The sequence below is a fragment of the Anaerobacillus alkalidiazotrophicus genome, from assembly GCF_001866055.1.
Genome location: NZ_MLQS01000001.1, coordinates 826,548 through 839,037 on the forward strand (window position 1 = coordinate 826,548; position 12,490 = coordinate 839,037).

General features: G+C 35.5%; 10 protein-coding genes and 1 pseudogene. 2 read left to right on the plus strand and 9 right to left on the minus strand.

The window, feature by feature from the left end; all coding sequences use genetic code 11:
• Positions 1-77: 77 nt before the first annotated feature.
• On the minus strand, positions 78-1,601 hold the full coding sequence (locus BKP45_RS03965; RefSeq protein WP_071388440.1) for a malate:quinone oxidoreductase: 1,524 nt from the start codon (positions 1,599-1,601) through the stop codon (positions 78-80).
• A gap of 877 nt (positions 1,602-2,478) precedes the next feature.
• On the opposite strand from BKP45_RS03965, the gene mgtE reads away from it, so the two are divergent.
• A complete protein-coding gene (gene mgtE, locus BKP45_RS03970) occupies positions 2,479-3,837 on the plus strand; it encodes a magnesium transporter (RefSeq protein ID WP_071388441.1) in 1,359 nt (452 codons plus the stop codon).
• Between the two features lie 118 nt (positions 3,838-3,955).
• Here the strand turns inward: mgtE and BKP45_RS03975 are convergent, their stop codons facing one another.
• From BKP45_RS03975 to BKP45_RS04005, 7 genes and pseudogenes are all read right to left on the minus strand, one after another.
• Positions 3,956-4,288: a hypothetical protein gene (locus BKP45_RS03975; protein WP_071388442.1), complete on the minus strand. Its 333-nt coding sequence runs from the start codon at positions 4,286-4,288 to the stop codon at positions 3,956-3,958.
• 307 nt (positions 4,289-4,595) lie between these two features.
• Positions 4,596-5,717, minus strand: a complete 1,122-nt coding sequence (hisC, locus tag BKP45_RS03980) for a histidinol-phosphate transaminase (protein ID WP_071388443.1) — start codon at positions 5,715-5,717, stop codon at positions 4,596-4,598.
• 33 nt (positions 5,718-5,750) lie between these two features.
• Entirely contained in the window at positions 5,751-7,064 is a 1,314-nt protein-coding gene (locus tag BKP45_RS03985) for an APC family permease (protein ID WP_071388444.1), read from the minus strand.
• A gap of 16 nt (positions 7,065-7,080) precedes the next feature.
• Complete coding sequence (locus BKP45_RS03990; RefSeq protein ID WP_071388445.1) at positions 7,081-7,713, minus strand: molybdopterin-dependent oxidoreductase; 633 nt, start codon at positions 7,711-7,713, stop codon at positions 7,081-7,083.
• A gap of 2 nt (positions 7,714-7,715) precedes the next feature.
• Positions 7,716-8,495, minus strand: a pseudogene (locus tag BKP45_RS03995) (formylglycine-generating enzyme family protein).
• Positions 8,496-8,510: 15 nt separating this feature from the next.
• Positions 8,511-8,921: a DUF2000 domain-containing protein gene (locus BKP45_RS04000; protein ID WP_071388446.1), complete on the minus strand. Its 411-nt coding sequence runs from the start codon at positions 8,919-8,921 to the stop codon at positions 8,511-8,513.
• 47 nt (positions 8,922-8,968) lie between these two features.
• A complete protein-coding gene (locus tag BKP45_RS04005; RefSeq protein ID WP_071388447.1) occupies positions 8,969-9,532 on the minus strand; it encodes a prephenate dehydratase domain-containing protein in 564 nt (187 codons plus the stop codon).
• 215 nt (positions 9,533-9,747) lie between these two features.
• On the opposite strand from BKP45_RS04005, the gene pdxR reads away from it, so the two are divergent.
• The gene (gene pdxR / locus BKP45_RS04010; RefSeq protein ID WP_071388448.1) at positions 9,748-11,175 is read left to right on the plus strand and encodes a MocR-like pyridoxine biosynthesis transcription factor PdxR; all 1,428 of its coding nucleotides are present in this window, start codon (positions 9,748-9,750) and stop codon (positions 11,173-11,175) included.
• Between the two features lie 334 nt (positions 11,176-11,509).
• Here pdxR and mmuM read toward each other — a convergent pair whose 3' ends face one another.
• Positions 11,510-12,445 carry a homocysteine S-methyltransferase gene (mmuM, locus tag BKP45_RS04015; protein WP_071388449.1) on the minus strand — a complete coding sequence of 312 codons (936 nt, stop codon included), beginning with the start codon at positions 12,443-12,445 and terminating at the stop codon, positions 11,510-11,512.
• Between the last annotated feature and the right edge of the window lie 45 nt (positions 12,446-12,490).

A 12,490-nucleotide genomic window follows, 5' to 3' on the forward strand; every position in this document is an offset into this window, starting at 1 on the left:
TGTTCGTATAATATAGGAAAAATGAAAGAGAGTAGCTATATCATTGATAGCTACTCTCTTTTTATATAGACATGGATTTATACTTCAACTAATATACGATTCTTTTTCGAATTTGCCTGTTCTACTAAACCTAGTGTCTCTGCTGTTGCAGTATGAATTTCCTGCAGAAGATCTGGGTTTTCCATTAGCGATATGCCATAAGAAGGAATCATTTCTTTTATTTTTGGTTCCCACTCTTTCATATGTTCAGGGAAGCATTTTTCTAATACCTCAAGCATGACGTGAACAGCAGTAGATGCACCTGGAGAAGCTCCGAGCAATGCTGCGATTGAGCCGTCAGCAGCATTAATCACTTCCGTACCAAATTGAAGTGTTCCTTTGCCGCCATCTTCAGTATCTTTGATCACTTGCACACGTTGGCCCGCTACTAAAAAATCCCACTCTTCGCTTTTGGCATTCGGGATAAACTCACGTAACTCTTCCATACGCTGTTCTTTCGATAACATCACTTGCTGAATTAAGTATTTTGTTAATGACATCTCTTTTGCGCCTGCCGCCAACATTGTTAAGAGATTATCCGGTTTTACAGAAGTGACTAAATCGAACATTGAACTAGATTTTAAGAATTTTGGTGAGAAGCCAGCAAATGGTCCAAATAGCAACGATTTTTTATTGTCGATAAATCGTGTATCAAGATGAGGAACAGACATCGGTGGAGCCCCAACCTTAGCTCTACCGTATACTTTTGCATGATGCTGCGCAACAACATCCGGATTATTACATACCATAAATATTCCACTTACTGGAAATCCTCCGATGTGTTTTCCTTCAGGAATACCGGATTTTTGCAGTAAATGTAGGCTTCCTCCCCCGCCTCCGATAAAGACGAATTTTGCAGTATGACGTTCAACTATACCACTACCCGAATTCCGCACTTTCACTTCCCACAAGCCATCGCTAGTACGTTTAATATCACTAACACAATGTTGATAGTTTACATCCACATTTTTACTGTCTAAGTAGTCAAACAACATACGCGTTAAAGAACCAAAATTGACATCAGTTCCGCAGTCGATTTTGGTCGCAGCTATAGGTTCATTCAATACACGGTCTTGCATAATAAGAGGAAACCATTCCATCAGTTTTTCCGGATCATCGGAAAATTCCATCCCTTTAAAAAGAGGATTGCTTGTCAGTGCTTCAAAACGCTTCTTTAAAAACGTTACATTTTGTTCCCCTTGCACTAAACTCATATGAGGTAATGGCATAATAAAGTCCTCTGGATTATCTATCAACTTATTGTTTACAAGATAAGACCAAAATTGCATTGAAATCTGAAACTGTTCATTAATTTTTATAGCTTTACTAATATCTACAGATCCATCTGGTTTTTCATCCGTGTAGTTAAGCTCGCACAATGCGGCATGCCCCGTTCCGGCATTATTCCATTCGTTCGAGCTTTCCTCTCCTGCATTTGCGAGCTTCTCAAATACTGTAATTTTCCAATCCGGTACTAATTCTTTCAGAAGTATCCCCAAAGTCGCACTCATAATTCCGGCACCAATTAAGATAACGTCTGTTTTAGTTTCGCTGTTGCTCATTTTTACCTTCCTTATCCCCTGTATTTAGAGTAGGCGCTCCTACTTACTGGTCACACAACTTTTCTCGATTTCAACTATAACCTTATTATATTGTATCAGTATTGTTAGAATATTAAAATATTTATTTGCTATTATATAATACTTATAATCTATTTAATAGCTGGTAATAAGTGAGAAGTGCACCCACAAGTCCCTTGCGAAAAAATAAAGCCTTACGTAGGACGATCGATTCACCAGAAGATATAGGGATTGAAACATAAGACTTAAGCCCACACAATGTATGGTCAGAGGCTATATATAGCTTAATAAAGCTCGATTATGGTAATTATGAAATCCACTCAATTAAAAGGACATTAATCATTAAATAATATTGAACCCCCAATGTGGCATTACTTAACAATACCTAACAATACCTAATAACACCGATAAAGCAACACTAGTTTATAAGTACATATTTTAGGATTAATAATTATTCTTCAACAAATCTTAAAGTTGAAGAATAATTATGATAAACTTTCTAATGGTAGCCATGGCGAATTTCTCGTGTAATGTTTTGATTTTATGGAAAACTATTTATAGTGAGGTCAATATGATTGTTACAGTAGTTACACTTATTCCCTGTTAGTCTTTCGGAGGCAACCATTATAGTTTGCATGAAACAAGAAAAGCGCAAGCGCTGAAGCTAGACAGTTTCCAAGTTAGAAATTTATAAATTCTGATTATGCAAAAAACTGCTTTACGTTTTTCTTTCTTACTTTACATACCTGTAAGTTTAAGCGGAATTCTAATAATACAGAAGAAGAAAATTTATATATTTTTCGGTATATTTTACAACTGCACTGATCATCTTAATTTTTTATAGAACGGAGGGATTGTTATGTCTTTAGCCATGACTGAAAATGAAATTTTACTAGCACTTATTCAATCCTTAAAAGAAGGAAAGAAAACGAAATTCCAAGAAATAATAGATGAATTGCAGCCTTACGATATGGCACAGCAATATCTAAACATTCCAAATAAACACAGAAATAAGTTTTTGCTATATTTATCAATTGAGCAACTTACTGATTTAATGCAACAACTAGTTAAAGACGACCAACTAGAAGTTCTTCAAAAATTAGGAATTGAAAAATCAACAAAAGTTCTAGACCTGATGGAAAACGATGATTTGGCATCCTTACTTTCCGAACTAGAACCAGAGAAGATAGAAGAACTACTCTCAGAAATGAAAAAAGAGGAATCTGAAATTGTTCAAAATCTAATGAATTATCCACCTGAAACAGCGGGTAGAATTATGAACAATCGATATGTCTGGATTCCGCAACATTTTACCATTCGTGAGGCCGTTGACAAATTGAAGCATTTCGCTGAACTTGCAGAATACTTAAACTACCTTTATGTTATAGATGAGCAGAAAAAGTTAGTAGGGGTTGTCTCTTATAGGGACCTTCTACTAGCAGACCTTCAAGATAAAATTGAAGAAATTATGTATAGTAGAGTTGTGATGGCAGATGTTTATACAGATCAGGAAGAAGTTGCGAAATTAATTACTCGTTATGACTTTGTATCCTTACCAGTTGTGGAAGAAGATCATAGGTTAGTTGGGGTTATCACAGTCGATGACATAATCGATGTTGTTATTCAAGAGGCAAATGAGGACATAGAAAAATTATCTGCATCTGGTAAATCGATTGATTTTAACACCAAACCATTAGTCGCTGCATATCGACGTCTCCCTTGGCTCATTTTATTATTATTTATTGGTCTTATATCAGGTGGTATAATAAGTAGTTTTGAAGAAACATTAGAAGCAGTAGTAGCCTTAGCATTCTTTATGCCCCTAATAGCAGGTATGACAGGAAATACTGGTACTCAATCACTCGCTGTCGTGGTGAGAGGATTAGTTTCGGAAGATTTAAATATTAAGCAAGTTGTTAAATTGGTATTTCGTGAATTATGGGTAGGCATCATCATTGGGATCACTTGTGGTATCTTAATTTCCATTATTGCGTTTGTTTGGCGAGGAAATTTCACACTTGGCCTCGTGGTAGGCAGTTCATTACTAATTACATTAATTATTGGTACATTAGCAGGAACGATCATTCCTCTAATCCTATATAAATTAAAGGTTGACCCTGCTGTGGCATCAGGTCCTCTTATCACAACGATAAATGATATTTTATCGTTACTCATATACTTTGGTATTGCTACAGCGTTTATTGTAAGGCTAATGTAAAACTAAGCTATTAAAACCTTTTATTTTTAACAGTCAAAAAGACTTTGAATAAAATTAAGACGACTTTTTCTCCTTTAACTGGGATATAAGTCGTCTTTGCTATGTAATATCGGTGAGATTATCGACGCTTTTGAAAACAACATTTCAAACGAAATAGACGAACTCTTTTCATTTTCCGATGAGATTGAATATGCATCGGATTGGGATACTTATTAGGAGACAGTAACCTTAAGTCAGGTTCGATAGAAAATGTTCGAGCTTGTCCACCCTCAATTTGTTGGACGAGTTCATCATATAAACGAAAGTATGGAAATTGAAGATTGTTTTTGTCATCGATATTCATAAGCACAACTTCACTTTGGTCGGATGAAATCCAGAGGACTCTCTCAAACTTGACTTTTTCTGTTGATGGATGATCAAACGCTATAATCATATTTTCAAAGATTTGCATGATTCAACTCCTTAAGCATGTCGTAATGTATTTTCATTAAGAGCTTCATTTAGAGTCAGCGGCAATGGTTGACTTTCTCTTATTTGTTCATACATTTCTGTTTCCCAACGTTTATTAACCAGCATGTGCTATACGATGAATAAGGAGTTCCCGGATTCTGACACCAACTTCAGCACTTTTCATCTAATGTCACCCCCCCAATCAAATAAATAGGCACATAACGGAATCCATTATGCGCCTCAAAAGTTGATTTTTTTGTTACTATATATCGTATAAGCAAATTATTAAAATAACAATATATAGATTATTATTGTGACAACATATGACTATTCTGGGAATTAGCCTCTACTTTTACAAAATGAGATAATAATGCAATAATGCTATCATTTTGTTTGGGAGTACCTATTGTAATCCTTAGACCAGTAGGTTTCCCAAAGGTACTTCCCGGTCTTATAATAAAACCTTTAGAAAGTAAATGTTGAGCCACCTTATTACTTTCCATGTTCATATCTATAAATATAAAATTTGCTTGAGAAGGGTAATAGCTTAAACCAAAACGCCAACAAAATCTGTAGTATTGCTCAAGTTCCTGACGATTCTTAAGATGACATTCCTTAATGAAAGATTGATCATCTAACGCTGCCATTACACCAATTTGTGATAAATGAGAAGTATTAAATGTTTCTCTTACAATGTTTAAAGTTGATACAACTTCGGGATCACAAACGGCATAGCCTATTCGTAAAGCTGCTAAACCATAGCCTTTTGAAAAAGTTCTTGTAACGATTAAATTTGGATAATCACTCAATAATGAAATCGTATCAGGGAAATCATCAGCATCTACGTATTCAAAGTAGGCTTCATCACATACTACTAGGATGCTTTTATCTATTGATTCTAGCAAATTAATCAGCTCATCTTGACGTACATATTCACCTGTCGGATTATTGGGGTTACAAACCCATACAATATTGGTTTTATCGTCTATCGCATCTATCATTTTTTGGATATCATGTCTACCATTAAGATGAGGGATCTCACGTACATGAGCACCTTCTATAATGGCATTTCGTTTATATTGAAGAAACGTAAAATCAGACATAACGGTATTAACTCCAGGCTCTAGATAAGCCCTGCATAACAAATGAATGATCTCATCTGTCCCTTTACCAAAAATAAGCTGATCTTGAAATACACCAAGGTGTTCAGCAACTCTTTTCCTTAGTTCAGAGGCTGAAGAATCCGGATAATTAGATAAGTTTAATAATTCATGAGAAATAGCTTGAGATACTTTACCTGAACAACCGTACGGATTCTCATTTGAAGCTAATTTAATTACTTGTTGAAGTCCGTAAGCTTGTTTTACGTCGTCAGCACTCTTACCAGGATGATATGGTTGTAAACCTTTTAATTGTTGTCTGTATTTCATTATTAACACACATCCTACATAATAAACTTATAGTTAATGAACGAGATTGGTTTTTTTCCCATTTAATCTTGTTTTTTCTGCATGTTTAATTGACTTGTTTCGGAAAATATAGATTGCAGCTCCTATAGATAACCATATTAATCCCATCAAAAAACCGGATTTACCGACTGGAATTAATAGGCTAATACTAATAACTAAAGCAAGGATAGGTACAAACGGATAAAATGGAGCTGAAAATTGTTTTTTTCTTTCTTCGAGTGGCGTTTTTTTTCTCGAAATAAAAAACGCTATCATTGTAAAGATGAAAGTTAATAAATATAAAAAACCAGTAGCTGTAACTGCTATATTAATAGAACTTACTAGTGTAAAAGCGATTTGAATGCCTACCCCCAACGAAATCGCCCAAATAGGTGTTTGAAAACGAGGGTGGATATAAGCAACTTTTTTCGCTAATAATCCATTACGACCCATAGCAAAAGCTGTTCTTGATATGGAAATAATAAAGGCATTTGCAGTAGCTGGTAATGCAATCACTATAACAATACTAATAAAGATTGGACCGATATCTCCTAAGAATTGTTGACTTGCTAGAGCCACCGGAACATCTGAAGAACCAAGTTCTTGCCAATGAACAACACCTGTTGAGACAAATAATAGACCTAAGTATAAAAAAAGTACGATACTAATTGATAAGAAAATTGATAACGGTATTGTTTTTCGCGGATTCTTTATTTCTTCACCTGAAGCAACAATGGCATCCCAACCTACAATGGATAAAAATCCGACTAAAGCTGCCGATAATATGCCAGAGAATCCATTAGGGACAAAGGGTGTATATAGGGAATAGTTGATATGTTGTATACCTAGCACAAAGAACCCTATTAAGACAACGATGACTATACAAACAATTCCGACCTGAAGTTTTCCGCTAAATCTAATGCCTAAAATGTTTAAGGTGCCTAAAACCAACAGAAGTAAGACAGCACTTAATAAGGGATGAGCTCCAGTTAAGGCATTTAAATAATGCCCAAATCCTTGTGAAACAAAACTGCTAGCTGCAAGCCAAGCCCCCCAATAAGCCCACCCGATGATAGTACCAATTAACGGCCCCATTGTTTCACGAACATATTCATACGAACCTCCCGCTCGTGGATATCTGGAGGCTAATTCGGCATAACACAGTCCCAATAACATGGCAAGAAGAGCAGCTAAAATAAAAGCAAGCATAACAGCAGGACCTGCTTTTCCTGCTGCAACACCGCTAAGAACAAAAATGCCGGCTCCCACCATTGCTCCTATACCAAGAGAAGTTGCTTCTTTCCAACCTAAACCTCTATTTAACTCCATCTAAATCTTCCTCTCATTAAAATTCGGTCACTTCCCCTGCATTTTCTACAAACTGCCATTTCTTCAAATCTACGATCCAATACTTTTTTGGGCGAATGAGTCCACTTTTATCATAACCAGCACGTTGTTCCCATTCTCCTAGTTCGTATTGATCAGTCACTTCAAGAGTCGATAAACCTTTGACATTTTTATATCCATATAGCCCAAAGTCAAATAATCTTAATGGATATCCCTGTTCCATAGGTAATGGTTCTCCATCAACAGTATGAACAAGTATTGAACGTCTTGAAATGGCATCAGATAATGAAATAGTTGTTTGATAGACTCCTTTCTCTTTTGTTCCTATACTGGTTTGTTTTAAATACTGATTATCTAGGATAGCAACACCTGCCATTTCCATAACTGTTGATAGCAAAACACCTTTCCATGTTCGTCTAATGCTCCAATTACATACACAAACCATTCTTCGACTCTCTTCAACTTGAGGAAGTCTTAATAGGTCATTATAGGATAACGTTAGTTCTTTATTTACTAGACCATTAATGGAAAGATACCATTCACTAATATCAATTGAAGTGGGTGGCCCCTCTTGATAGTACCTTAAAGATGAAGGTTTCTTGTCTAAATTAGGAGTTAATAAATTGCTCATATTTAATCTCCCTCTCCCTGATTGATAACACATCTAAAGCCCACGAGATTATCTCTCATTGTGGTTGGATAATAGTCTCTGCTAGCACATCTCATAAATTCTTCATTATGGAGACCACATCCACCTCTTACGATATGGTCTTCTGTTTCGGATGTGATATATATGGGATTTATACCTTCGTCATCCCAGTTATAATTAATAGAGGCATTATCCAAACACCATTCTGCCATATTCCCTGCCATATCTAGACAACCAAAAAATGATTTGTTTTTGAGGTAAGCAAAAACAGAAGTAGAACTCCGATCTAATTCGAAAGGATCACAATCAATAGCATAATTAGCATAATGAAAAGATGGTTCTTCATTCCCCCAAGGGTATTTTCTTTGATCACTCCCCTTACAAGCATATTCCCATTGGGCTTCAGTAGGTAAAGTTTTACCTACCCATTTAGCATAGGCCATGGCTTCCCACCAACTTATTCCTGTTACCGGATGGTCATCCTGATTAAAATTTTTATCCAACCAATAATTTTGGGTTTCAATATTGTATTTCCTGATGTATTCCCATCCCTTTTGAGTTCAAAAATTAGGATTTTTATATCCGTCGTATTCAATAAACGCCTTAAATTCTTTATTGGTTACGGGTGTCCGATCTATGTAAAAAGGTGATAATTTTACATTCTTTACTGGACTTTCATCAGGTGATTCATTGCTTCCTCGAAGATATTCTCCCCCTGAAATATAAATCATGTTTTCTAATCGAGACTTTACTTGTTTCCCCATAAGATTTTCCCCTCCTTACCGCAGAAGTCCTAAACTTCCCGTCAGCTTATTAACTTTCTTTTTCTCTCCATAAACAGCAATTCCTAAATACTTAAGATCATTTGTTGTATATTGTGATATCTTTTCAGTATAGTCATCGTAATTTTTAGTCGTTTGAGCTGCGTTTGAAAAATCAACTAATAGCAAATCTGAAAAATCACTGCTTATTTTGTCTCTTAATTCTTTTATAGCTTGTTCAGTACTTTTTAAAATGGGTAATGGAATAGTTGTAATCCCTTCATGAGTACGCCCATCACCGTCATAGACTTCAGGTCCAATAATGTCGTCAATTTTTTTTCCTAACGTCAGTGCTAGTACAGCTGCCGTGTTAGCAATTAATCCGGTTGGTAATTCTAAATCAATAATCAATACACACTTATTTTCCATTGTAAATCCTCCATCAATTTTTTGTTTTAAATAAACCCAATCGTTGATTATTCCCAGTTTGGTGCAAATATAGACCAAAGCATTAAGATTGTACGGGTTGGTGATATGAATTCTAAACCATATTCTTGTGCTGCATTTGCTGTCGTTAATGAGAGATCGACCTCGCCTGTTTGTACTTTTATAGCAGCTTCACTTGTAGAATTCACCAATACTATTTCATAATTTCTATCTATATTTTTTAAGAACCAAGGAATAAGACTTAAAGGAGCATGGTGTGTAGCAATCTTAAGTGTTCTATTCTTCGCTAAATCCTCTCCCCTTCTTTTTGTGATGCCGTATAAAGGAGTCTCAAAAACAAAAGAAAACAAAAACTTAAGGTCTTGAGACATATAAAGCTCATCTATACGTTCATAAGCATTGGCTACAAGGAGAATATTAGAATTACCATTAACTAAGTCATTACTTGCTTCTTCAAAGGAAGGAAACAAGGTATACCCTCCTTGTGACTTTTTCAGAAACGACAACAAATATCTTGCCGCTGCTTCACTACTGGTCCCAGTAGGTCCTAATGTTGCGATATTGACATGAGAAAATTGCTCTATTATTTTCATAAAGGAAGAGGTTTGTTTTTCCTATTCAGACGAAACATCTTTTGTTTTTACTTTTTCAATATGTNCAGCCATTACTTGGCCCCCTTTTTACTTAATTTATTCAGCTGGAATTTTTAGGGTATTACTTCTTTGCTTTAAAGTAACATGATAAAATGGTAGTTATAAGAGCCAATTTTATACTTTTATTTAGGTACCATTTAAAAGGGGGTTAAGATGTGCTTTGGATTCACATTGACCGAACATTAAAAATTCCACTTAAAAAGCAAGTTTATGAACAACTTCGAATGAAAATTCTACGTGGTGAACTATCAGGAGGAGAACGTCTCCCTTCTTCTAGGGAGTTTGCATCACATTTAGGAATATCGCGTAATGTTGTAATAGAAGCGTATGAACAGTTACTTGCGGAAGGGTATGTAGAGGGACATCAAGGAGCTGGTACTTTTGTTGCTAAGGGTGCATATTTAGATAAGGAATTAAAAAGTGGAACTTTATCTTTTCTGGATACGTTTGATGTCCCAGAAGCCAACAGTGACATTATTGATTTTAGATCAGGAATTCCAGCACTAGATATGTTTCCGAGACAAGAATGGGGAAGGTTGGCTAAACAAGTGTGTTTAGAAGCTCCGGATTCTATTTTTGGTTATGATTACCCTGAAGGACGTTCAGAACTTAGGCACGTCCTATCCCGATACCTCAAAAGAACAAGAGGTGTTCATTGTCACCCTGATCAATTAGTGATTACTTCAGGAGCAACACAAGCACTTTCTCTGGTAGCAAAGTTACTCTTATCAAAAGGTGATCATGTTATCATTGAGGATCCAATCACCCATGAAATTCAAACGATTTTCTCATCTACCGGTGCTTCACTTTATCCATTATCTGTTGATGAACAGGGAATGAACACGGAATATCTACCTAAAAATATCCTACCTAGCTTTATTTTCTTAACACCTTCACATCAATTTCCATTAGGTAGTATTTTACCAATTCAACGTAGAATTCAACTCATTCAATATGCAAGACAAGCTGACTGTTATATTGTTGAAGATGATTATGACAGTGAATTCCGCTATCAAGGCTCTCCCATAAGTTCATTACAAGGGTTGGAACCTGAAAGGGTTATCTATATAGGCACATTTAGTAAAATTCTGTCACCAGCATTAAGGTTAGGTTATTTGATACTCCCCCCTACTTTAACTGAGAGATGCAAAAACTTAAAATGGTTTAACGACTTACATACCCCTTCCCTAGAACAAATGACCCTTGCACGTTTCATCTATCAAGGTCAATTAGAAAATCATATTAGAAAAATGAGAAAAATTTATCAGAAACGAAGAGAGATTGTAAGGAATTCTTTAAAAAAAGAGTTTGGAGAAAACGTTAAAATTTTAGGTGATTCAACAGGACTTCACCTTATTGTTGAATTTATTAATATTGAATTTACTAAACAGACTATCAATATAATTAAAAATAATAAAGTAAAAGTATATCCCGTGGAATTACATACAATACAAAAAGGAAAACACAAAAATAAAATTATATTAGGGTATGGAAATTTAACTAAAGAGGAGATTGAAGAAGGGATATGCAGACTTAAAAATGCTTTAGTTGGAGCAAAGCATGAAGCAAAACAACTTATCTAAAATCTGATAGTAAGATGCATTAATCATATAGGTATTTATACCTTTATTTTTTTGTATTCTTTTGTACTGTTACTCTTAATTTAATTTATTTTTAAAGAAAATACTACTACTAAATAAACAGTTCAAAAGTTATAAAGTGATTTATTAAAAAGCTACTGTTAACACATATTCCATGTTAACAGCAGCTTATAAATTCCCAATCGAAGAAAGAAACTTTCCTCTGTCTCCCGCCGAGTTTGATACGCTTCACTGCAACGAGGTAAAAAGGAGCAGCGATCCATCCATAGATGATCTTCTGCTCCTACATTTATGTCCTACTTTTGCTCTTTCATTATTATCTACGTGCCCAAGCAGTAATAGCTTCAATATCCTCAGGTCTCGTTCTACAACAGCCACCTATTAACTTTGCACCTGCTTCATACCAGCGTTGCGTACTAGAGGTAAATTGTTTTGTAGAAGACGTTTCACTCCAGGACTTACTAGTTGCATCATATTCATCACCTGAATTTGGATAAACAATGATTGGTTTAGAGGTTTGACCTTTTATTTCCTTAATTAATGAAGAAATGACAATTGGAGATGAACAATTTATACCAATTGCAGCTACTTGTTCCTGCCCATCTAGCCATTTGGCACAATCAGCAATTGTATCTCCATTACTAGTGTGGAATTCATCTTTTGCACTAAAACTAATCCAAGCATAAACCCCTGGGAACTCCTTTAACACCTTTGTAATTGCTTTAGCCTCCAAAAGACATGGAATTGTTTCACACGCTAAAATATCAGCACCAGCTTCTACCAATATTCTTATCCGCTCTCTATGAAAAGTCACTAATTCATCTTCGTTTAATAGATAGTCGCCTCGATATTCAGAGCCATCTGCAAGAAATGCACCATACGGACCTACAGAAGCAGCAACTAATGGTTTCGGCCGGTTAGACTGATTGTCGACACCTGTCCAAAATTCATCACGTGCCTTGGTGGCAATTTGAACAGATTTTTTAATTAAACCGATAGCCTCTTCCTTAGTCAATCCTCTTTCCATATACCCTCCAACAGTTGCTTGATAGCTAGCTGTTATAGCGCAATCCGCACCCGCTTTGAAATAATCTAGATGAACCTGCTTTATTAGTTCTGGATTTTCCATTAAAATTTTGGCTGACCATAAACGATCATTTAAATTACACCCATAATTCTCAAGTTCTGTAGCCATTGCCCCGTCGATAATTATAATAGGAAAATCATTTAAGATTTTTTCTATTGGGTTCAATTTGTATCTTCCTTTCTATAGCCAACATAATAGAAGGACTCATTA

Excerpts from the sequence above, each read along its gene's own strand:
- mgtE (WP_071388441.1), top strand. The coding sequence starts at position 2,479 with ATGTCTTTAGCCATGACTGAAAATGAAATTTTACTAGCACTTATTCAA.
- BKP45_RS03985 (WP_071388444.1), bottom strand. The coding sequence starts at position 7,064 with ATGGAGTTAAATAGAGGTTTAGGTTGGAAAGAAGCAACTTCTCTTGGT.
- BKP45_RS03965 (WP_071388440.1), bottom strand. The coding sequence starts at position 1,601 with ATGAGCAACAGCGAAACTAAAACAGACGTTATCTTAATTGGTGCCGGA.
- BKP45_RS04000 (WP_071388446.1), bottom strand. The coding sequence starts at position 8,921 with ATGGAAAATAAGTGTGTATTGATTATTGATTTAGAATTACCAACCGGA.
- hisC (WP_071388443.1), bottom strand. The coding sequence starts at position 5,717 with ATGAAATACAGACAACAATTAAAAGGTTTACAACCATATCATCCTGGT.
- BKP45_RS03990 (WP_071388445.1), bottom strand. The coding sequence starts at position 7,713 with ATGAGCAATTTATTAACTCCTAATTTAGACAAGAAACCTTCATCTTTA.
- BKP45_RS03975 (WP_071388442.1), bottom strand. The coding sequence starts at position 4,288 with ATGCAAATCTTTGAAAATATGATTATAGCGTTTGATCATCCATCAACA.
- BKP45_RS04005 (WP_071388447.1), bottom strand. The coding sequence starts at position 9,532 with ATGAAAATAATAGAGCAATTTTCTCATGTCAATATCGCAACATTAGGA.